This is a genomic window from Salipaludibacillus neizhouensis, from assembly GCF_002886185.1.
GTDB classification, from domain to species: Bacteria; Bacillota; Bacilli; order Bacillales; family Salisediminibacteriaceae; genus Salipaludibacillus; species Salipaludibacillus neizhouensis.
The window spans coordinates 3573106-3596927 of record NZ_KZ614146.1; the positions used below are offsets into that span (position 1 = coordinate 3573106).

Here is a 23822-nt window from a genome sequence, read left to right on the forward strand (position 1 = left end):
AGGAAACATGAGAAGTTATCTTATTTCAATTTGGAGTTTAATCGATCCCTTATACTATTTTTGCACCCGTCTGACATTCCCTCCAAGCAAAGGAAGAGAAAGAAATATTTTCAGGATCAGACTAACAAAATATAAAGGGAAAAGTATCGTCCTTTCAGATGGTACAAAAATAAACAAAAATGATACTTTAGTAAAAATTCATTTTCACAATGTCAGACTTTTATCAGAACTTAAAGACATAAAGAGTGAATTTAAAAAAGCCAAAATTATTTCCTCTTATGTCAAAAAGTCTTTACCAGGCGTTGAAATTTACATTCAGAACTATTGCAATTCTGACGAAATAAAAGGAATTATAGGAATTACACTATTAAATAAAGGCTGTGAACGCCTCGGTTTTGAGATTATCGACATCAAACATCCCATTTACAAGTTGTTTAAACGGTTATCTTTTTTGCCAATTGGATTTCTGTCCAGCAAAAATTCTTCCATCAGTCATATTCTCATGCATCAGGCACCAAGTTATTTATTTATGTCCAGAATTAAATTATCTAATATGTACAAACTTTAAATACACTTCTATAAGAAAAACGCGTAGCGTCTTTTATTAAATACAGCGTCAGCTTCCACCGCCATCTTTTAAGTATCAAGGGTGGGTTTCCCTTGATACTTGCGGTGTGAAGGTAGCTGCTAATTTTATAAATTCTTATCTTTTAAAAAAAGAAAAAAGCTGTTAAAGAATTTAACAGCTTTTCTCCTTAAATTGCTTCAACTACTTTTTTAACAGAGCCCGGCAATGAAAACTCATGAAATGTAATTTCCGGTCGGCTTCCAACGCGGATATTAACGCCTGTTTGACCTAACCCTTCACTAATATAAAAGGATTTTCCACCTTGTATATGCAAGCCTTTTACAATATTCATTCTTGCGAGTTGCCCCATTTTTACTAGGTGATACGCTTTTGGATAGCAGATTTGCCCTCCATGAAAATGACCGGCAAGCAAATAATCAAAATGGTATTTATCCATGTGCAGTACGATATTCGGATCATGGGTTAATACTAAGTTTATTCCTGATTTTATTCCATTATATGAAGCTGCAAGGTTGCTTCGCTTTGTACTAAAATCATCGATGCCAATAATATTAACGGGTTTTCCCTGAACAAAAATCATATCATTTTCGTTCTGTAAAACTTTGCAGTTATATTCTTCAAGCGTTTCTATTAATAGTTGTAAGTTTTGATTACGTAAAACATAATCATGGTTTCCCAAAACAGCGTAGATGCCATATCTTGCATTTAATTGGTTGAGTATTTTTAAATATGGAACTAGCTTAGGAATCGTTCTTTTACGGTCGAGGAAATCTCCAGTGAGTGCAATTAAGTCAATTGGTTCATCTTTTAATTTTTCAAAAAGCTCGGTAGGAGAAATAGAAATATTTTCGAGATGTAAATCGGAAAGTTGTAGAATATTTATTTTAGGGATATGTCCATTGGACACTTCATTATTGATTTTAATTTTATGAATAATGATATCCTTCGTGTTTTTATAGGCTTTTATAATGAAATAAAAAGTAATAATGGCTAATACTATAAAGAACAATATCTTCAATGACAATCACTCCTTCCCTATTAGATTATACAGGAGAAATACTGTTTTTCAGCAAGTAAATAATGCCTTAAATCCCATGGCAGCGAATACCATACCATCATGCTCAGAAGTAATAAAATTATCGTAGTTTTTAGAAGAGGTGCCCTATGAATAAACTTACTAAATCCGTGTTATTCTTGCCTTTTTTACAGATTCCATCTGGTCATCATCAGACTGCAACTGCTTTAATAGATGAAATTTTGCGAATGCATCCACAAATAAGGTGCGAAAAGGTAGATATTCTTGCATACAGTTACGGAAAAATTGAAGCTTTAGTTTCTAACGTCTATCTCAAATGGATACATGCTTTCCCTGGCATATATAATGCCATTTATCAAAACTCTGTCTACAAAAATATCGAAGAAAATAAACGTTATCGTTTGTATGAATTTTTATTTATTTATTTTATGAAAAGACTTATACAGGAAAAAAAACCAGATCTAATAATTTGTACCCATGCTTTACCCGCTTATATATTAAATTACTTAAAGGAAAAAAAGGAAATTAGAGTGCCGGTCATCAATGTTTATACGGATTATTTCATACACAGTTTTTGGGGAGTAGAGTATATCGACTTACATTTTGTTCCCTCTTATAACATGAAACATTTCTTACTTAAAAAGGGCATTAGAGATGAGCGAATTTTTATTACCGGAATTCCGATCCATTCTAAAATTATAAAACAGAAACAAACAGCAGAACTGTCAACAAAATCTATATCATCTGTTCTAATTTCTGGAGGAAACTTAGGTGTCGGCGCCATGGAGGACTTAATCCGAAAAATCAAAGAGGTCCCTGTCCAGGAAATTCAATATTATGTGTTGTGCGGAAAAAACAGAAAATTATATGAAAAGCTAAAAAGTATACAAAAAAATCATATTATTCCGTTCCCGTATATTACCTGCAGGGAAAAAATGAATTCGCTTTATGATCAGATAGATGCAATTATAACAAAGCCTGGAGGCGTCACGATAAGTGAAAGTCTTTTTAAGCGCAAGCCTATTTTTATTTATCATGCATTGCCAGGCCAAGAAGAAATTAATCTGCAGCAGCTAAAAGATTTAGGTTTGATCTTTCATCTAGATAAGCAGGATATTCATGAACAATTACATTCCATTCTCCGAAACCAAAATACACTCGAAAAATATCAAAATCACGTGGCAAATTTCCACTCGCATATCCACTCCAAAGAACCAGCGGAAATAATAGTGGAACAATTAATGTAATTTAAAAAAGCAATGCGAAATTTGGAAATTTGCATCCAGTTATTTTAGCCTAAAAGTACCAATTAAACATTTATAAAAGCAAATAGTTATTTTGTTTGCCACTATTTATCAATAATTCTATTTCTGTTAATAGCTTTTATTCAAATGAACCATTATTGACGAAGGATAAATAATTAAAGTGAATTAATGATAGAAATCTCGGTATTCAACAAACCTGGCCAACACACAAGTAAAAGCACATTTCTTTTATACAGAAATGTGCATGATTGATTGAATTTTCTATTACCGCCAAAAACTCGTATATTCTGCTTTATCTTGAATGTTAAATTCAATCATTTTCTTAAGCAATTCGTAATTTATCGGCTCATTCCAACGAATTCGAAACAAGCCTTTAGTAGCACTGTAGCCAGCTTGTGTAATGTCATCGGCAAAGTATGCAATACCTTTTTCTTCGGGTGAAACGCTCATATGATGCTTCGCTGTAGAAAAGCCGATGATAAATGTACCGTGATCGGAAAACATTGGCGTATTCCACTTGATTAGCGGTTCCATATTTGGAAATTTATTAGTAACCCACGCCAAAACTTCCTCTGTTCGTTCACGGTGATCAGGGTTATCGATACCTGCTAAATACTTTTCAAAAACTTCCATGTTGTCCCCTCCTAAAATAAAAATTAAATTTATTCTTCATTAAAGGTCTCACTATGTATTCAATTATGTCTTTAAAAATAATATCCCTACTCATTGTAACATTTCTACAACTAAATTCTTGTCCCATTGCGGTAGAATAATGAAAAAGGACGCTTCCGACAAAGTGAGATCTTTGTGCGAAAACGCCCTTCAAAACATTATATTTAAATTAATGTGATACCTTGGCTTAATTTGCTATTAGAACCAGTTGATAGATTCAGGTTTAAGGTTTTGGAATATATGCTTTGTTTCTGTGTATTCTTCCATACCTAGTTTTCCTAGTTCGCGTCCAATACCAGACTGCTTAAATCCACCCCATGGTGCATGTGGGAAGTACAGGTTGAATTCATTGATCCAAACAGTACCCATGCGCATCTTTGTTGCACAGCGTTCTGCTTTTGCAATATCGTTTGTCCATACGCCACCAGCAAGTCCATAGATCGAGTCATTAGCAAGCTTGACTGCTTCCTCTTCCGCACGGAATTTCTCAACCGTGATAACAGGACCAAAAGCTTCTTCTTGAACAATACTCATGTCTGTTGTACAGTCTGTGAAAACAGTGGGTAGGTAGAAAAATCCGTTTTGTAGTTCTGGATCTTCTGGACGGCTACCACCAACTGCAATTGTAGCACCTTCTTTAACACCTGTTTCTACATACTCTTCTACTTTCGCAAGTTGCTCTGCTGAAATAAGCGGGCCCATTTGTGTATCTTCATTAAATCCGCTTCCAAGCTTAAACTTTTTCACTCGCTCAACAAGTGCGTGAACGAACTCATCGTGAATACTTTCTTCTACAATCAGTCTTGTACCAGCGGAACAGATTTGACCTGCGTGGAAGAATACCCCGTTTAATGCTTGGTCGACAGCTATCTCAAAATCAGCGTCAGCAAAGATGATGTTAGGGTTTTTCCCACCAAGTTCAAGGGCAAGCTTCTTCACATTAACGCTAGCCGCTTGCATGATTTTCTTCCCGGTAACAATTCCACCTGTAAACGAAATAAGGTCCACATCCATGTTACTGGATAGCTCAGCACCAACTGTGCTACCAGCACCAAGTACTAGGTTAGCAACACCAGCAGGCACTCCCGCCTCTTCCATTAGTTCGAATACTTTAATCGTAGTTAGTGGTGTAATTTCACTTGGCTTCATTATTAAAGTATTTCCAGTCGCAAGAGCTGGAGCTAGTTTCCAAGACGCTTGAAGTAATGGATAATTCCAAGGTGTTATTTGACCACAAACACCAACTGGTTCGTGAACCACTCTACTAATAGAGTTTGGCACTGGAGAATCAATCAGGTCCCCGCCATTCTTGTCTGCAAGCTCTGCATAATATCGAAATACTCCAGCGATATCATCCATATCTCCACGACTTTCCTCTACTGTTTTACCAGTATCTAATGATTCTAATCTAGAAAGCTCTTCTTTATCTCTTTCTATTAATTCCGCAATTTTCCTTACAATAGTCCCTCGTTCTGTTGCTGGAGTAGAAGACCATTCTCCATTATCAAATGCTGCTCTTGCAGCAGCGATTGCTGCTTTTGTATCTGTTTCATCAGATTCTGGCACAGTAGCAATAATTTCCTTGTTAAATGGATTAATAATATCACGCGTATTACCTGAATTCGCGTCTACCCATTGACCATTAATGTATTGTTGTTGTTTTATACTCAAATCCATCAACTCCAGTTTTTCGAATAAATTAAGTTTGTTAAAAATATATTTAACGTTTTTAATATAATACCATTTATTATGGAGGCTGTCAAAGAGACATTTAAAACAAAAAGGTTTAGAAAGAATTAAAATTAACTAGAAGGCTTGTCATACTAACTTAGTAGACGTATGCAGTTGGCTAAAATCATGTTTTTCCATTTGACATTTAATCTGTACACGGTATCATAAAGTTTGTGAAGAAAATTAAAAAAAGATTTAACGCACTTAACTTTATATGAAGGGAGTGACTTTATGAGTGAATCTACTGATAGATCGAAAATTAAAATAGAAGAAGCCAAAGATAAAGTTATTGGCGCCATTGCAGAGACAATGGATTTATATGGTCTAACACCATCTGCTGCAAATTTATATGCGACGATGTACTTTAAAGATCAGATGACTCTTGATGAGATGCGTACGGAACTTGAAATGAGTAAACCTAGTATGAGTACTAGTGTCCGTAAGCTCCAAGAAATAGAAATGGTGAAGAAAACATTTACCCGTGGTTCTAGGAAGCATACCTATGTAGCTGAGAAAAATTTCTTCCGTTCCTTTATGGTGTTCTACTGTCACATGTGGGAACGCGAAGTAAAAATGAATTTGGAAGCAACTGAGGAAGCACAAGAGGATTTAATAGATGTCATAAAAGATCCTACTAGTACACCAGAAATTGTTGCAGAAGCAAAAAAATACTATGATCAATTAGAAGAGTCTAAAACATATTATCACTGGTTGACAGACTTAGTTGCAAGCATAAGAAGTGGTAAGATATTTGAATTTTTACCTAAAGACCAGCAAGATTAATTTAAGAAAAACGGCATAGCCGTCTTTTATTAAATGCAGCGTCAGCTTCCACCGCCATGTTTTAAGTATCAAGGAAGGGTTTCCCTTGATACGTGCGGTGTGAAGGTAGCTTTATCTCTTGAAAAGAAGTTATCAGGTAGTCTTTTGAAAAAAACTATTGACTACCTTCAATATAAATGTTTCACTTCTATCTTCTAAATAGGAGATGTTTAAGTTTTGTGTTATCGTTAAAATATTTCTTAACATTTTTAACGTTTGAAATATTTTAGTTTAGAAAATAAAAAAACAAAGGGGTTTTACAACATGAACAACTCGAAAAAAACACTTATTTTTATCTTAGCGATGCTAATGGCTGCTGTACTAACAGCATGCGGAAGCAATAATAGTGGGGAAACTAACAGTGCACAAGATGACGCCGAAACAGAAACCAAGGTAAGTGATGAAGAATTAACGATTGCTCAAATTAACTGGGCTGAAAATATTGCAGTAACAAACATGTGGAAAGTAATTTTAGAAGATAAAGGTTATGACGTGACGTTAAACTTATTGGACATGGGTGTTACGATGGAGGCTTTAGCAACTAGCGAGCTAGATGCTAGTTTAGAAATATGGTTACCGGTTCAAGATGCGAATTATTTGGAAACGTATGAAGATACTGTTAACTTTTCAGAATCTACTTGGTTTGATAATGCAAAAGTAGGACTTGTTGTTCCAACCTATTTAGAAGAAGTGAATAGTGTAGAAGATCTAAATGAACATATAGAACTGTTTGAAGGACAAATTATTGGTTTTGATTCTGGCGCAGGGACGATGGAAGTAACGGAACAATTAATTGAAGATTATAATCTTGAGTTTGAACTACTACCAAGCTCTGAACCTGCGATGATAACTGCGATTGGAGAAGCAATAAAAAATGAAGAACCAATCGTGTCACCACTTTGGAGCCCACACTCGGTATTCTCTAACTATGACTTGAAATTCCTAGAGGATCCGCAAAACACATTCGGTGGTGTAGAAAAAATTCACCATGCTACAAGACTTGGATTTGAAGAAGATCATCCAGAAGTGAGCGAGTGGTTTAAAAATTGGAAGATGGATGACGAACAAATTGGCCAACTTATCAGTTATGTAGATAATGCAGAAGACCCTCTTGATGGGGCTAAGAAATGGATTGAAGAAAATCAAGACTTGGTTGATGAATGGGTAAAATAAAGACATAAGTAAATAGTTGAAATACAAAAAAAGCTGGTCCCTCAATTGAACTGTAACCTATAAAATGGACAGTTTATAAAAGAGACCTATGCAGCTAGTAAATGACTTCGGTATTGAGCCGGGGTCATTTTCTTTAATCCCCACTGGTAACGATGACTATTATATTCTTCCATGTAGTCATCTACTTCTTGTCTTAATTGCATAAAGTTCTCGCATGCTTTGTGATCGACCATATCTTTGAAATGACCAAAGAATGATTCCATTGGTGCGTTGTCCCAACAATTTCCCTTTCTTGACATAGATTGACGTACCCCTAATTTTTTCACTCTGTCCTGGAACTCTGGATGAGTATAGTGAACCCCTTGATCAGAGTGGAGGATAGTCTCAGGGTGAAAGATACCCATCCCTTCCTTGAGGTTGTCTAATGTTTGATAAACAATATCCATTTCTAATGACCTTGACAATTTATACGCTAAAATCTCTTTTGTAGCTCCATCTTTCACACAGGATAAATAGGCTTTTTGACCTCCCCTATAGTAAAGATAAGTAATGTCAGTTAATAACACTTTACCAAATTCTTTTTGATCAAATTGACGTTTTAGTAAGTTCGGACATGTACGGTGTTCTTGTGTCGCCTTAAGCATTATTCTATAAGGCTTCACCCGCCTAATTTTCGTTTCAAGGCTGAATTTTTTCATTAAGCGTCTGATTTTCTTATGATTCATCACGACACTGTGATCATTCTCTAATATCATTTTAATTTGAAGCGCCCCTACTTTTTGATTCTTTACGAAGAAAATATTTTTAATAAGTTCAACTTCTTGTGTATCCCTTGCTTCTCGGACTTGACGGACGCCCTCTGCGCTTAACCAGGCGTAATAACCACTTTTACTTACTTCCGCTAACTGACACAGCTGGGTTACTTTTCCTTTTAATTGATGCTTTCTAATGATTTTTTCAATAAGTTCAAATTTCTCTGAAGGGGTTAATATTTCTTTTTCAACGCCTGCCTCTCTCGTTCTTCTAGCTTTTTTAAGAAGTCATTCTCAGCTTCTAAATACTTGATCCTTGTTTCTGCTTTTTTAAGTTTTTCTTCGGCAGATAACGTTTTAGATGAGGGGCGACCAGAACTTCCTTTTCCTCTTCGCTCCGATTCGAATCCAACTTCACCAAACTGCTCAAACGTATCGCGCCAACGCCTTAAGCAACGTATTGGTTGATCTTTACCTATAACCTCAAGGTTAAATCCATTCTCTAGAAAGATCTGAGAAGGTCTTTTTCCTGTTTTATATTCTTGAACAGCCTTTACTTTAAAATATGGTTGGTAAGAGATCGATCGATCCGACACACGTACAACATTCGGATTCTTCTCTAGTTCTTTCATTTGAAACTCTGAATATATGTTTTTACTCATGTCCATTCTCCGTTCTAATGATTTATTTTATTATAAACGGGTTTATCTTATAAAAACATAAAAACCCGAATAATGAGGCACTTTTTTTAAGTGTCCATTATTCGGGTTACAGTTCAAATTTGGAGAGACCAGCTTTTTTTGTCTTTCAAAACTGTTTTATATTTTATTTGGATACTTTCCCCTTTGATTACGGCCATAAAAATGTACTACTTCTGTCATGTTTTTAACAGGATTTGGCACAGTTTTTACTACATGCTACCAACAGTTTACCCGTGGAGTAGCTTCAAGAAATTACGGATTTACAACGTGAAGATAAGAAAAGTCTAATCCTCTTCAAAATAAGCAAGCTGTTACTTGAAGTACAATTCACAGGCAACTAGTTGTCAAACGTACATTATCCTCCTCCTTGAACAAATTCATATTAACAAGGAAAAAGAGTGAATATGGGTACAATGGCTCTAAGATGGAGCATAGTGAAGGAAGTAAACGTTATATACCTTGAAGTACGGACAACCTTACATTATACATACTATTTCGACAATAATTACTGTATTAACCGTTTGACTTGTACATCAACGAAAGCTTAACATTTAAAGCAGTTAGTCTCTAATCTCGCTATTTCATATGCTTTTACTGTTGGTGACATAGAACATAAAAGACAACTGAAAATTACTACATAGCAGAGCAGAAAAGTGGTAATAATAGTAACTAAAGGAGTGTACTAAACATGTTTAATTGGAGAAAAAATCTAGGGATTATTGCTGGTTTATCTTTATCCCTTATAGCCGCTGGATGTGGAACAGAGGAGTCAAATGACAGCGGGAATGGGCAGACAGAAGATACATCAAATGTCAGTGAAGAAATGGGATATCAAATTACTGGTATTGAGCCTGGTGCTGGGCAAACACAGACAAATGAGAAGGCTATAGCTGAGTATGAAAGTCTTGCTGGTTGGGAACAGGAAACGTCTTCAGCAGCTGCCATGTTGACCGCGTTAGGAGACGCTATTGAAAACGAAGAACCCATTATTGTTGCAGCATGGTCACCTCACTATATGTTTGCTAAATATGATATAAAGTACTTAGAAGATCCTGAACTTATCTTTGGTGAGGAGGAACACATTACAACAATTGTAAGACAAGGTCTAAAAGAAGACATGCCTAGTGCTTATACGATTCTTGATAGACTTCACTGGGAACTACCAGTATTCCAAGAAGCTTTACTTGAAGCTCAAGAAATGGATTTTGATTTTGAAAAAGTAGCTCAAGAGTGGGTGGATGAGAATCCAGAAAAGGTTACAGAATGGACAGAAGGGGTAGAACCTGTTGATGGTACTTCAATAGACTTAGTCTTAACTTCGTGGGATGCAGAAACTTTTTCAACGAATGTGGCTAAAATTGTTTTAGAACAACAAGGCTTCGATGTTATGCTTACACCAGTAGATCCATCTATTATGTTTAGTGCAATAGCATCTGGTGATTCTGATGCTACTCTATCTCCATGGATGCCTGCAACACATGGTGCACTTTATGAAGAGTATGATGGTCAATTTGAAGATTTAGGACCGAACCTTGAAGGGGCTAGGATTGGTTTAGCTGTACCATCCTATATGGACATCGATTCCATAGAGGATCTTGAGCCTGCAGAGTAAGAACACTGAATAAGAAAAACGGCATAGCCGTCTTTTATTAAATACAGCGTGATCTTTAGCCACCCCCGAGTAGCACCTACGTAGTGTGTGTAGGTGCTACTCGATAGGAGGTGGGGTTTCCCTTGGTACTTGTGGCGTAAAGATAGCTGTCAACTTACAGTTCTTAACTATATGCTCCCCTTTTAGTGAAGGGGAGCATTATTTATGTTTAAAAGAGCTTACGATACAGAGTATACGTTCAATAATTTACAATCATCACGTTCTTTAAAAAAATTCAATCAAGAAGATGAACTTCATCATTTACGTGAATGTACCCAGTTTTATCACAGAATCATAAACACCAAGATAATTATTTCTTTAACAAGTTCCAGACAAAAAAAGAAGGCACTCTTTCATGAAATGTATGCTTTGACCGGCAAATACATTTTGAAAGAGGCCTTCCTTATGAAAGCATTATTTAACTTAACCTTTTATAGTGCCTGCATCAGCTGGATGTACCCCATGACGATAGAAGTCCGTATTAATAGGCTTCAGTGGTTTACATCCAAGGATTAAGTCCGCTGCCTTTTCCGCCAACATCAATACCGGTGCATGGATATTACCGTTAGTAACATAGGGCATAGCAGACGCATCGGCCACTCGTAGATTGTCGAGCCCGTGGACCTTCATGGTTAGAGGATCTACGACAGCCATTGGGTCTGAAGCTGGTCCCATTTTTGCCGTACACGATGGATGAAGCGCAGTCTCCGCATCATTCGCCACCCAATCCAAAATCTCATCATCTGTTTGAACTGCATCACCAGGTGAAATTTCTCCTGAATTGTATCGTGCCATTGCTGGCTGAGACATAATATCCCTTGAAATTCGTACCGCTTCAATCCACTCACGTCGGTCCTGTTCGGTAGAAAGATAGTTGTAGACCATGCTCGGGTACTCTTTAGGGTTTTTCGAACGAATCTTTAATGTTCCTCGAGAATCGGAGTACATAGGTCCTACGTGGACCTGGAATCCGTGATCAGTGTCTGCTTTTTTTCCATCGTACCTTACCGCTACCGGAAGGAAGTGGAACATCAAATTTGGATAGTCGACGTCCTCGTTCGAACGAACAAAACCCCCACCTTCGAAATGGTTGGTTGCTGCTGGACCTTTGCGACTGAGCAACCACTGCAAACCAATCCAAGGCATACGCGCTTTATTTAAGTTAGGCTGCTCTGAAACCGGTTCTGGACAAGAGTATTGAATATAGGCTTCAAGATGATCCTGAAGGTTCTGACCTACACCAGGAAGATCAACTACAGGTTTAATGCCAAGTGAGCGCAAGTGCTTCGCGTCACCCACACCTGACAATTGAAGCAGCTGCGGCGTATTGATTGCACCACCAGAGAGTATGACTTCCCCTGCTTTAACTTGATGAGTTCTCCCGTTTCGTTCATATGTCACACCCTTAGCTCGGGTACCTTCGAAATCGATACTTGCAACAAAAGCACGAGTTTTCACAGTGAGGTTCTTACGTTTCATAGCCGGATGCAGATATGCACGTGAAGCTGACAATCGTCTGCCTTTGTATACATGCTTATCAAACGGACCAAATCCCTCCTGCCGAAAACCGTTCACATCGGGTGTTCGCGAGTAACCTGCCTCGACACCTGCGTTAAAAAAGGCTGGAAATAAAGGATTCTTAGCTGGCCCGCGTTCTAGTTTAAGAGGACCATCGTGACCGCGAAGCTCATCTTCCGGTGAAGCTAAAGCATTTTCCAGGCGTTTGAAATACGGAAGACAGTGCGCAAAATTCCACGTTTCCATACCTGGATCGGCGCCCCAACGTTCGTAGTCCATCGGATTACCACGTTGGAAAATCATACCGTTGATTGAGCTCGAACCTCCGAGAACTTTTCCACGGGCATGCTTGATATGCCGTCCATTCATATAAGGTTCAGGATCAGATTCATATTTCCAGTCGTATAATGATTTCCCTGCTGGGAACGGCAAAGCTGCTGGCATTTGGATCAATAGGTCCCATGAAAAATCTTTTCGCCCTGCCTCTAACACCAGAACACTGCGTGTCCCATCTGCACTTAAGCGATCGCCGAGAACAGAACCCGCACTACCGCCACCTATAATAACTATATCGTATGTTTCTTTCATATTTAGTACCTCCTTGGATGTTTGAAAACTAGTTTAGTGATTAAAGCTATACTAAAAGCATTTATCATAAACTCACCTTCTGTTATTGAAACCAGTTCGTAGTTTGATAGTTTTTTAATTAAATTTACTTGAGCAATTCAGTGGCTCAGATTCGACCTTTGTTAATTTTGTTAAATTTTTATTTAATGTATTTAACACTTTTAATTTACCACAGTATAATTTTTTTGTAAACCGGTGTTCATATTTTTTTAGATTTTTTTTACATTCACTCAGTAAAGGTCAAGATCATCTTAGCCTGAGCAAACCGAGCATGAGCACCACTGTGGTAGCCAACCGCAAACATTATTCCCAATTGCGATGTTATTTTGCCTAACTAAGTCAGTGTGTCATTAACTTTTATCGAATAACTATATGCACCGAGAGTAACACTACTCATAAAACTAATGAGGGGAGATTAATGACATGAAACAGATTATTCTCTGGGCACTCTTGATATTGCCTTGGATGTCCTTATTTTTATTGAAAATGGATACTGTACGCAGGTACATGCCGGTCGCTCTATTTATGACCATTATTCATACCTTGGCATATCAAGCGGCTTACCATTATGGATGGTGGAAAGAGGCAGGTTCCAGTCTTTTCGGGTGGGATAAAGTCGTCCCAATCCCTTGGGTGTATGGAGCATATTTAGTAATAGTCATCTGGGTATTCCACTTTACTTTCGGGAAATTTTGGGTGTATTTAACTGTCAATATACTTTTGGACGGGGTATTTATGTACGTTGTTTACCCGATATGGCAACGGATAGGGCTTGTTTCGAGTGAATCGACTTTGCCTACAATAGCTATTGTTGCTATGATGATCGGTTTTGCGATTATCATCTATGTGTATCAACTTTGGCAGGACGAAGTGTTCAAACAGCCCAAAGCGAAACACATAAATGATTAAGAACTGACTTGATATCCCCTTCATTCGGGATGAGGGAATCTCATTTATATTGACGCCTTAGACCGACCCGGAAGATCCTATAATGAAGTCATGGCAGAGTGGAAATATATCAAGCTTAATATTATCACTCTCGAAAATGGTCGTATGTAGAGAGAGATGGCTGGTATGGAAAAGTTGAAGGATGATCAGTTTTCATCGCTACTCGCTTATACTGAGGTGGATATTTTTGACGAAATTTAGTTGCTTGTAGAAAACTATTATTAAAGTAAGACAAGTTATGCAACTAATGTACCAGGCAAGTTAATAATGCAAGGACATCTTCATAAACCTAAATCTATTCTTTTTACAAGTGTTCTCAAAAAACCAGGATAACCTTTAATATTTATAAAATAAATAGAATGAGGAGACTATTATGGAAATACTACGTTGAAAAATATGTAGCATTTTTATAATTTATTGAATCTCTTTTCCCCTTCAAGGAACAAAGAGAGCATAAGGAAGTGAAGAATAAAGTCACTACAACATATACTTTATTTTTACCAAAATGGAGTGGCTACTTGCCTTAAAAAGTTTAAACTGGGAACTAACGCACAAAGCTTTCATCTAATTTTCCTTTATGTTTCTCTTTCAACAAAAGTTTGTATGTACTGTCTAATATCAATTGTTTTATATCTTATAGATATGCTACTATTTTACTTTACTACATAAAGAAAAGGATACTACAGCGAGAGTATGCATATGTCTAAAGCGGGTATATACGACCAATTGATTTCGGAATACGGAGAAAAATTCACTCAAGAACAAGCAGATTATGCAGTTGAAAATTTAGATTAATCTATATTATTAATTATGTATTGATGAACTCAAAAAAAATAATCTTTAAAGACCGGGCATAAAAACCATGCCCGGTCTTTTTAGGTCAGTTAATACACCACTTATATTGTTTTATCTTAGCTATTTCTTCCAAGATCACTTTCGCGGACCACACAAAGTGTTAAAAAGGTTTATTAATTCACTTTTTCATTAAGTAAGCTTAGCATGTCACACGGCCTGCCGGACTTAATCATTTTCCCTTTGTTTAAAATCACCATTTTATCAGTCAAAGCCCTTACATCATTTTCATCATGCGTAACAAAGATGGAAGTTGTCCCTGTCTTTTTGAGAATTACTTTTAGTTCCTCTCTAATCTTGTTTTGCAAATTAGCATCTAAATTGCTAAAGGGCTCATCAAATAATAAAAGAGCAGGATTAGGAGCCAAAGCTCTTGCTAAAGCTACTCGTTGCTGCTGACCACCACTTAATTCATGAGGATAGCGTTTTTGATACTCAGATAAGTTTACTAAATCAAGAACTTCTTCTAATCGCTGCTTCTTTTGTTGCCGGTTCCATTTCTTCAATCCATACGTGATATTCTGCGCAACTGTCATGTGAGGAAATAAAGCATAATCTTGAAAAACCATACCAATTCCTCGCTTTTCCGGTAATACAAATGTATATTCATCTCCTAGCAATCTATTATCAACTTTAATAGATCCTTTTGCAGAGACTTCTAAACCAGCAAGGAGTCGTAAAATTGTACTTTTACCACTGCCACTTTCACCAAGAATAGCGAGAATTTCACCCTTTTCTAAATCTATAGAAAAATGGTCCACCGTCAGCTTGTCGTTCCTTTTGTATGCAAAGCAAAGTTCCTTAATCTGGATATACAATTAGAACACCTCCTTTTCCATAAACAGATGTGAGAAAAAGATAAAAATACCACTAATCATAACAATAATAAGAGAAGGAATCGCAGCTTCCTGAACCATCTCATTTCCTGCATATTGAAAAGCTTTTGTCGCTAATGTTTCAAAGTTAAACGGTCTTAAGATTAATGTTAAGGGAAGTTCTTTAATGATTTCGACCCAAGCTAAAATAAACGCACTTATCACTGCACCTTTTATTAATTTTAAGTCAACTTTAAAAAATGTTTGTGTCATCGTCATTCCTAACATCCTGGAAGCCTCGGTAAAATGGTTTCCATTTTTTTCATAGCCTGCTTCGATAGAATTGTAGCCAATGGCCAAAAACCGAATGACGTATGCAAAGCATAACAATATAAGACTAGTACTTAGAACGAGTGTCTGATTCATCCCTATTAACGAATAAAAGGCCGAGAGTGTTTTATCCATACCGATAAATAAAATTAACACGCCAATGGCAATAACTGCACCAGGTATAGAATAGCCGAGAATAACAACTTTCGCGGATATTCTTGAAAAGAATCCGTTGCTTAACCTCGTAAAGTTACCAATGATGAGAGCAATGATTACAATTGCAATGGCACCAATACTTGCTACGAAAACAGAATTCCATATAAGTTTAATAAAATCCTTGTTGAGGACCGCATCGTAAGCCATGAACACCCACATGACCAACTGACTAAACGGAATTATAAAAGCTAGCATAAACACACTTCCACAATAAAAAGTCGTTAATCCTGCCTTCCATCCAGTTAGTTTAATTGGCTTAAGGGGACGTACCTTTGTAGTTGTTGAACTGTACTTTTTTCTACCGCGCATTATTTTTTCCATTAACAGAAGAAAAACCACAATCGCCATTAATGTTCCTGCTAGTTTTATCGCTGATTCAAGATCGCCTAATCCAAACCAAGTTTGAAAGATTGCCGTACTAAGCGTCTGAATCCCAAAATATTTAACCACACCATAGTCATTTAAAAATTCCAAAATAACTAGACTGCCTCCCCCAACGATAGCTACTCGCGAAATAGGCAAAACAATTCGAAAGAAAATCTCTACTGAACCACTACCTAGCAACCTTGCATTTTCAATAATAGAAGCCGATTGTTTTACCAGGAATGCACGCGTAATCATGTAGACATAAGGAAACAAAAACACCGTAAAAATAAAAACAGCACCCGGAATATTCATAATGTCAAAATATTTTTGATTTACTTGAATTCCAAACGAATTACGCAAAGTAGTTTGAATGATTCCAGTATAATTTAATAACCCATGATAAGCATAAGCGCCTATATAAGGTGGAATAGATAATGGTAAGATTAATCCCCATTTCAAAAAGCCTTTCATCGGAAAATCATATGCAGATACAAGCCATGCTAAACTAACACCTATAACAATCGTAAGAATGCCTAGCAACACGATCATAACGAATGTAGTAACTAGGTAATCTTGCAACATGTACGCTTTAATATGTTCCCAATTTTCATTTGGCTCAGAAAATAATTGAAGTAGAATAGATAAGTTGGGTAAAAGGATGAAGCAAACGAATAAAAAAGTTAATATAGACCAGCCATTTGTATGTATGAGTATTTTAGGAACTAGTTTGATGGTAGACACACCCTTGTACTTTAATTAAATTAAGTTAATTGTCTCATAAATACAACCCCCTTAGTGGGATATTTTAAGCAATAACACTATGATAAAAACTACAGAATGCCCCACCAAATGCTTTATTTGATGTGACATTCTGTATTGCATACTATTTTTTATTTCCAGCCAACTTCATTTAAGATCATAACCGCTTCAGCATTATTCTCGCCAAGTTTAGTTAGATTAAGATCTTGCGCTTTAAACTCCCCCCAAGATTTAAGCAACTCTGATACTTCGGCATTTGGGTTAACTGGATATTCATAGTTTGCTTCAGCAAAGCGCCCTTGCGCTTCTTCGCTAGATAGGAATTCGATTAACTTAATAGCATTATCTTTGTTTTTAGCATGCTTTGTTACACCAAGGCCACTAACGTTAATATGTGTTCCTGTTGTTTCTTGATTAGGGAAGAAAAGAGATAACCCTTCAGCAACCTTCACCTCTTCAGGATCTTCAGAATTCAACATATTACCGAAATAATACGTATTAATAACTGCGATGTCGCCTTCTCCAGATGCAATAGCTTTTGCTTGATCTCTATCTCCGCCTTGTGGCTCACGTGCCATATTTTCAACAATACCACTAGCCCACTCATTCGCAGCATCCGCTCCATTTAATTCGATAATGGAAGCTAGAAGAGACTGATTATAAATGTTTTCAGATGAACGGATTAGTACTCTTCCTTGCCACTTTTCTTCAGTTAGTGCTTCATAAGTTGAAAGCTCTGATTCGTCAACACGGTCATTCGCATATACAAATACACGAGCACGTTTTGTTAGACCAAACCACTGATTGTCAGTATCACGAAGACTTTCTGGAATATTATTAGTAATTGTTTCATTTTCTACAGCTTGTAATAGACCTGCATCTTTTGCACGGAATAAGCGTCCTGCATCAGCAGTAAAGAAAAGATCAGCTTCCGTTGCTTCTCCTTCACGATTAAGACGTTCAATTAACTCGTCAGAATCACCTTGTACTACATTAACTTCGATCCCTGTTTGTTCTGTAAAAGTTGCAAAAAGTTCATTATCAGAATCATAATGACGGCTAGTGTATAGATTTACAGCTCCACTATCATCTTTTTCTTCTACTTGTTCACTTGATTCATTGCTAGTTTCATTGCTTTGGTTATTTGTTGAATCTTTTGCAGCATTAGCTTCTTGCTGCTCCTCTCCTCCACAAGCTGATAAAACAAGTACGGTAGTTAGTAACATTACTAGTGCAGTTAAAATACGATTTTTCTTCAATCTCATTTCCCCCTATGTAAAATTTTTTATAACTGAAAGTGATTCTCATTATCATTCTACTGATAATTATTCTCAAGTCAATGCTTTTAACATAAAAGTTTTAATTTTTTTTTACTTCCCTATTTTTTCTTTTAAATAATGTTATGTACAGCTTATATGTTTGAGCAAATACGACATACACATTCGTCACTTCTTGCAAAGGCTGGTGGCGCTTCTGAACAAATTTAAGTTGTATCTGATATAATTATGAAGATCGTATATCGCCAGGTTACAAGAAAAAAGAAGCTTCCCATAAGTTCAGTGAACTCATGAGAAGCCTCTGGTAAAACCTAAATGTCAGCAAAATGTTAGCATTTTACATAAAACCCTTACGTATCAAGGGTAAACATTAGTACTTTTGGTGAAGGAATTACAGTCGTTTCGGGTTTCATCTTATTTTATCGATTAATCCACCGTAAAAATACCTCAACATTCTTTTTACTAATTGTCCCGCCTGTAAAACGGTCAATTTGTCTAAATGGCATGTTTATAATAAAGTACACGTTATTTGCCGTTAATGGTTTTCCAATCTTTTTGAAGAAAAAATGGAAGAGCATAATAAAATTATATAGTAATTTCCCTAACCAATTCTTATACTGCGCTTGATTAATCGTGTCATTCATTCCCAAATCTTTATGACGATCCCAACTTTTAGGTGGAAGTTTTCTCCCTAATATTTTTTCAAACTCTGAATCAGGGATATGCTCCATATTAGCCATTGCGTAGTGTGGATATTCAGTTTTTAGGAATACAGTTGGAGTAACACCCTCCATCTCAACAGTTTCCTCTAGATGAATCTCTTGAATGGAACTGCCAACTTGAATATTGTAATTCCCCGATTCAATTTCCCAATCCTTAATTTCAGGATTATAATAAGAGAAATCCCGTTTTGTTAATCCTAGTGTTACTCGCTTCGTTTCACCTGGTTCCAAGTAGACTTTATCAAAGCCTTTCAATTCTTTTTTTGAACGAAAAATTCTCGAATCTACCTTTTCAATATACAATTGAGCAATTTCTGCTCCAGCAACTTTACCTGTATTTGACAAACTAAAACTTACGGATAAGCCATCTATCACAATATCACTGTATTCAAATGTAGTATAAGATAGCCCATATCCAAATGGATAACGCACAGGTACATTGGCAGTTTCAAAATATCTATAACCAATGAATAGCCCTTCTTTATGTTCACTTGTTGCTTGATGTCCAGGGTAGTACGAAGAGGATGGGACATCAGTATAACGAATTGGGAATGTTTCACTTAATTTACCACTTGGATTGTATTTGCCAAGCAATATATCGACGACAGCTTCCCCCCCACCTTGTCCAGAAAGATACGTGTGTATAATTCCTTGTACTTTATCTGCAAAAGGTAATTCAAGTGCTGCACCACCAGCTAAAACAACAATCACATTCTTATTTACTTTTACTAAGGATTCAACAAGGTCTAGTTGATTTTGAGGCAGTTTTAAATCTTCTCGATCTACACCTTCTGCTTCTTTGCTTTCATCAAGCCCAATAAATAAAATTACTGTTTCAGCAGATTTCGCAAGACTTGTTGCTTCTTGCAGTAATTTATTACTCTTTCCTCCCATACGCTTATATCCTTGTGTATAACCAACTATATTTAAAGCAGAATTTTGTAAAGTATCAAATGGAATACTTAATTTATAGGGATTTATTAATGAACTCCCCGCTCCTTGGTATCTTGGATTTTTTGCAAAATCACCAATAACGGCTACTTTTGTTCCTTCAGTAAGCGGCAAAATATTATTTTCATTCTTCAGCATTACCATAGATTGACGAGCAGCTGCCACGGCCTTATTATGGTGCTCTTCATGATCTACTTGTACTGATTCTTTATCATCTAAACGCACTTTATCTATTAGAGACAGCAATTGATCTACTGCTTCATCTAATATTGATTCTTCTAATGATCCTGCATTTATTGCATCCATAATTTCTTTATCTGTAATCCCGTTAGTTGATGGCATTTCTAACTGATTATGAGCCTTTAACCCAGTAACACGGTCATTATTTCCTCCCCAGTCAGTTACAACAACACCGTCAAATCCCCATTCAGAATACAAAATGTCATTAGCTAAATGTTGATTTTCATTTGCGAATTCACCATTGACCTTATTATAAGAAGACATCATCGTATGAGGATCGCTCTCTTTTACAACTTTTTCAAAGCCTGTTAAATAAATTTCTCTAAGCGAACGTTCATCTACAATTTCGTCAATTGTCATTCGCATATGTTCTTGACTATTGACAGCATAATGCTTAGGGCAAGCTGAAATACCATTAGACTGAATTCCTTTTACCATTTCACTAGCGAGTTCACCAGTTAGGTATGGATCTTCTGAGAAATATTCAAAATTACGTCCACATAATGGATTACGCTTAATATTTAAACCAGGTCCAAGTAAGACACTTACTTTTTCACTGCGAGCTTCCTTACCGATATCTTGTCCTACGTCATATACAAGTGACTTATCCCAGCTATTTGCTAGCGTTGCTGCTGTTGGGTAACAAGTGGCTGGTATACTTTTGTTTAATCCTAGGTGATCAGCTTTCCCACCTTGTTTTCGCAGTCCATGCGGCCCATCGGTTAGCATAATAGATGGAATATCCAAACGTTCAATAGCCTTGGTATTCCAAAAGTTTTGTCCAGACATGAGGGAAGCTTTCTCTTCCAAAGTCATTTGTTTCATTATATCTTTGTGTTTCATTCTAGATCGCCACACTTCTTTTAAAATTAGTAAGAAGGCAACTTAGGCCGCCTTCTATATATCAAATAATACTTTTTAGTTAAAAATGTTAGTTTTAAGTGTTGCATATAGTGAGTTATGCATGCTATTTCGCAGTCCAACTGTAATCGCTTCTGGGTGCTCCTCATATGCTTCTTCTAAAAGCTGCTTTTGTTTTGGAACCGATAAAATATCTAACATTAAATCATTACCCGATGTAACAGCTTGTGGTGCTTCCATAAATCCGAACACTGCATCTGAAGATACTACACCTTCAAAACCCCACTCATCTCTAAGAATTCCATTTAGTAATTCAGGATTTGCCCATTTCCCATCAATGAAAGAGAAACTAGACATTGCACCAGTTACATCCCCCTCTTTGACAGTCATTTCGAAAGGACGTAGGTGAATTTCTCTCATCGTTTGTTCATTAGACCATATTAGAGTCCCAGAGCGTGCATTAGTTTCTTGCTCATTCATTATAAAGTGTTTCATGAATACTGTAACACCTTGGTCTTGAGCGCCTTTCGCCATACCTGCACCAATCATACCATTTAGTACAGGGTCTTCTGACATATACTCAAAGTTTCTTCCACCTCGTGGCGTACGATGAATATTAAGAGCTGGAGCGTACCATCCGTGAATCCCGTAAGCTTCTGCTTCTTGGCCAATAACATTACCCATCTCGTATGCTAAATCTTCATTCCAAGTCGATGCCACGACGATTTCCGTTGGGTAAGCACCTGCTTCAAATTGCTTAAAGAAAAAACTAAAACCAGCAGGTCCATCCATTAATACTGTGTTTGGAATACCAAGTTCATCAATTGCTATTGTGTGATAAGCAGCTTCTGATACATACTCTGTCATTTGATCTACAGTCAATTGGTCTAAAAATTCACCCCACAAAGGATCATCATAATCTAATCCTTTTAGGTCTTCCAATTTTAGACCATTGTCAGCACCGGTCGTAGGCATTTCTACATCATCATTATATTCATGTCCCTGAACTCTTTCGATAACTTTATCAGTTGCAACTTTTGAATCATCTTGATCTGATGGATATGTGCCTTCCCTATCGTTACGAGAAAGAACTGTTATTTCGTTTCCTGATTGAGTAAAACGATTTTTGTATTCTGTTTCTGTATCAGCATCTGTTTCGTACACAATATCTTCAGGTAATTCAAAGTTCAGTGTACTATCAATTTCATGAACATTTTTACCAAGTTTAATTTGGTATGTTCCATTTTCTAAAATATAATTCTCATTTGCCATATCGTAAGAAGCCATGTCTCTTGTATCATAACTAATACTTAATACTTCAGACTCTCCTGGTTCTAGTGATTTTGTTTTAGCAAATGTAGCTAAGTTAATGGCAGACTTCTCAATTCCTCCTGGTGTGTAAGGAGCAGAATAATAAACTTGAACTACGTCTTTTCCAGCTACTTCACCTGTATTTGTCACTTCTACTTGTAATTCAATTGAATCACTGTTTAATTGTTCACTAACTGTATTCCAATCAAATGTTGTATAACTTAGACCGGATCCAAAAGGAAATTGAACTGTTTGATTGTAGCCTTCTTCATTTCCTTGATAGAAAGTTTCATAAAATCTGTACCCTACATAAATTCCTTCTTCATAATTAATGTAAGCTTTATCTAAATTCTCATACTGATAGTCTCCAAAATTTTCACTAGCTGGTGAAGATTCAATATCATAAACATACGTATCCGTAATACGTCCAGAAGGATTTAATTCTCCTGACAAAACTTTAGCAAGGGAATTAGTTCCAAATGGTCCAGGTGTTCCAACCCAAACAACAGACTGAATACTTGGATATTCCTCAACAAACCCTAATTCTAAAGTATTACCAGCATTTACAACGATGGTTACATTATTAAAGTTCTCAGCTACTTTTCCAACTAAGTCATGCATTTCATCTGATAACTTTAAATCATCTAAACCTACATCTGATGCTTCTACACCTTCACTTTGAATAAGAATCATTGCATTTTCAGAGTACTCTTTCGCTTGGGCTAATGCAGCATCCGTTACATCTGGTTCACCATCTACCTCATCATCACTACTTAACATTCCTTTAATGACTTGAACAACTCCAGTGTCCGAATTCCCTGTCGTTGCTTCTAATTCTGGTAATCCCGCATAGTAATCATATAATTCCTGATTATATTCAATGTCTGCATTCGTAAGCGCATCAAATAAATTCACAGCACGAGTTTGGTCTGATGCACCAGAACCACCTCCACCATATTTAAAAGTAAATGCATCAGAACCAAATACATTCATTTTTTTATCTGCTAATGGCAGGGAGTTATTTTCATTTTTTAATAATACTAATCCTTCATTTGCAATCTCTTCTGAAACATCATCAGCAGCTTCCCTGGCTTCGTCAGCTTCTGCACCTGTTGTCTCAATCGTAATATGTTTACCAGTCACGTTTTCAAGTACGCTTGTAACTCTCGGCCCTATTGTTACACCAATAATTAGTATCAGTGCAGCAACAACTGACCAGCCCGTGATACGTCTTGGTCTATTTTTTAATTTTTTATAGATTTTAGTTTCTTTTTTTGCTACTTTTCTTTCTTTACGGCTTAACGATTTCAATTCTTCTTTTCTTTGTTGTTTCTGCTCTTTTCGCAAAAGTTTATCGCTTTTAATTTCATTCTTTCGTTCTGATTCTGGCAAAGCTGCAATTTCTTGCTTTCTTTCTTTACGCTTTGCTTTATCTTCCCTCACACGTCGTAATATTTCTTGTTTCTTGTTTTTTCTTTTTTTAAAGTATTCAATCATGATGTGCCCCTCCAACTTTCTGCTATTTACTTTTATTTCAAAGAATATCCAGCAATCGTTTGTTGCAAATGTTTTTAAAGCGTTGTTTTACTGGAAACGTTCATGATCAAACGTTTACTTTAGAACTTACCATTGTAATT

At 36.5% G+C, this 23822-nt stretch carries 16 protein-coding genes and 1 pseudogene; 7 read left to right on the plus strand and 10 right to left on the minus strand.

All coding sequences use genetic code 11. The annotated features are described in order from the left end of the window. The first annotated feature begins 7 nt into the window (after positions 1–7). The gene (locus tag CEF18_RS16635; RefSeq protein WP_110937499.1) at positions 8–568 is read left to right on the plus strand and encodes a YkoP family protein; all 561 of its coding nucleotides are present in this window, start codon (positions 8–10) and stop codon (positions 566–568) included. A gap of 187 nt (positions 569–755) precedes the next feature. Here CEF18_RS16635 and CEF18_RS16640 read toward each other — a convergent pair whose 3' ends face one another. Next, positions 756–1607 carry a metallophosphoesterase gene (locus tag CEF18_RS16640; RefSeq protein WP_110937500.1) on the minus strand — a complete coding sequence of 284 codons (852 nt, stop codon included), beginning with the start codon at positions 1605–1607 and terminating at the stop codon, positions 756–758. Between the two features lie 146 nt (positions 1608–1753). Between CEF18_RS16640 and CEF18_RS16645 the strand changes: the two genes are divergently transcribed. Further along, the gene (locus CEF18_RS16645) at positions 1754–2872 is read left to right on the plus strand and encodes an MGDG synthase family glycosyltransferase (RefSeq protein WP_110937501.1); all 1119 of its coding nucleotides are present in this window, start codon (positions 1754–1756) and stop codon (positions 2870–2872) included. Between the two features lie 282 nt (positions 2873–3154). On the opposite strand, the gene CEF18_RS16650 is transcribed toward CEF18_RS16645, so the two are convergent. Next, positions 3155–3523 carry an iron chaperone gene (locus tag CEF18_RS16650; protein ID WP_110937502.1) on the minus strand — a complete coding sequence of 123 codons (369 nt, stop codon included), beginning with the start codon at positions 3521–3523 and terminating at the stop codon, positions 3155–3157. A 237-nt stretch (positions 3524–3760) separates the two neighbouring features. After that, complete coding sequence (gene betB / locus CEF18_RS16655; RefSeq protein WP_407690405.1) at positions 3761–5233, minus strand: betaine-aldehyde dehydrogenase; 1473 nt, start codon at positions 5231–5233, stop codon at positions 3761–3763. 291 nt (positions 5234–5524) lie between these two features. Here betB and cudC point away from each other — a divergent pair, with 291 nt between their 5' ends. Together cudC and CEF18_RS16665 are read left to right on the plus strand one after the other, a co-directional pair. Further along, positions 5525–6076 carry a choline uptake/conversion transcriptional regulator CudC gene (gene cudC, locus CEF18_RS16660; RefSeq protein WP_110937504.1) on the plus strand — a complete coding sequence of 184 codons (552 nt, stop codon included), beginning with the start codon at positions 5525–5527 and terminating at the stop codon, positions 6074–6076. Positions 6077–6379: 303 nt separating this feature from the next. Next, on the plus strand, positions 6380–7288 hold the full coding sequence (locus tag CEF18_RS16665; protein ID WP_110937505.1) for a glycine betaine ABC transporter substrate-binding protein: 909 nt from the start codon (positions 6380–6382) through the stop codon (positions 7286–7288). Positions 7289–7374: 86 nt separating this feature from the next. Here the strand turns inward: CEF18_RS16665 and CEF18_RS16670 are convergent. Continuing rightward, positions 7375–8702, minus strand: a protein-coding gene (locus tag CEF18_RS16670) for an IS3 family transposase (protein WP_110937506.1) whose coding sequence is annotated in 2 segments (ribosomal slippage) — positions 7375–8330 and positions 8330–8702 — 1329 coding nt in all. Because the reading frame shifts where the segments join, the coding sequence is not laid out codon by codon here. A gap of 727 nt (positions 8703–9429) precedes the next feature. On the opposite strand from CEF18_RS16670, the gene CEF18_RS16675 reads away from it, so the two are divergent. Then, positions 9430–10353: a glycine betaine ABC transporter substrate-binding protein gene (locus tag CEF18_RS16675; protein ID WP_110937507.1), complete on the plus strand. Its 924-nt coding sequence runs from the start codon at positions 9430–9432 to the stop codon at positions 10351–10353. A gap of 462 nt (positions 10354–10815) precedes the next feature. Here the strand turns inward: CEF18_RS16675 and betA are convergent, their stop codons facing one another. Further along, positions 10816–12498, minus strand: coding sequence for a choline dehydrogenase (gene betA / locus CEF18_RS16680; protein ID WP_110937508.1), 1683 nt, complete (start codon positions 12496–12498; stop codon positions 10816–10818). A 462-nt stretch (positions 12499–12960) separates the two neighbouring features. On the opposite strand from betA, the gene CEF18_RS16685 reads away from it, so the two are divergent. Beyond that, on the plus strand, positions 12961–13446 hold the full coding sequence (locus tag CEF18_RS16685) for a hypothetical protein (protein WP_110937509.1): 486 nt from the start codon (positions 12961–12963) through the stop codon (positions 13444–13446). A 720-nt stretch (positions 13447–14166) separates the two neighbouring features. Then, positions 14167–14277 (plus strand): annotated as a pseudogene (locus tag CEF18_RS16690) (Ltp family lipoprotein); the annotation flags it as partial. Positions 14278–14453: 176 nt separating this feature from the next. Here the strand turns inward: CEF18_RS16690 and CEF18_RS16695 are convergent. The 5 genes from CEF18_RS16695 to CEF18_RS16715 all read right to left on the minus strand — a co-directional run bounded on the left by CEF18_RS16695 (position 14454) and on the right by CEF18_RS16715 (position 23682). Beyond that, positions 14454–15155, minus strand: a complete 702-nt coding sequence (locus CEF18_RS16695) for an ABC transporter ATP-binding protein (protein WP_110937511.1) — start codon at positions 15153–15155, stop codon at positions 14454–14456. Further along, the gene (locus CEF18_RS16700; RefSeq protein WP_110937739.1) at positions 15156–16796 is read right to left on the minus strand and encodes an ABC transporter permease; all 1641 of its coding nucleotides are present in this window, start codon (positions 16794–16796) and stop codon (positions 15156–15158) included. It abuts the gene before it with no gap. Positions 16797–16954: 158 nt separating this feature from the next. After that, complete coding sequence (locus tag CEF18_RS16705) at positions 16955–18082, minus strand: Fe(3+) ABC transporter substrate-binding protein (protein ID WP_223292340.1); 1128 nt, start codon at positions 18080–18082, stop codon at positions 16955–16957. Between the two features lie 437 nt (positions 18083–18519). Next, the gene (locus CEF18_RS16710; protein WP_110937513.1) at positions 18520–20856 is read right to left on the minus strand and encodes a glycoside hydrolase family 3 C-terminal domain-containing protein; all 2337 of its coding nucleotides are present in this window, start codon (positions 20854–20856) and stop codon (positions 18520–18522) included. A 75-nt stretch (positions 20857–20931) separates the two neighbouring features. After that, positions 20932–23682, minus strand: coding sequence for a glycoside hydrolase family 3 N-terminal domain-containing protein (locus CEF18_RS16715; protein ID WP_110937514.1), 2751 nt, complete (start codon positions 23680–23682; stop codon positions 20932–20934). Positions 23683–23822 lie beyond the last annotated feature (140 nt).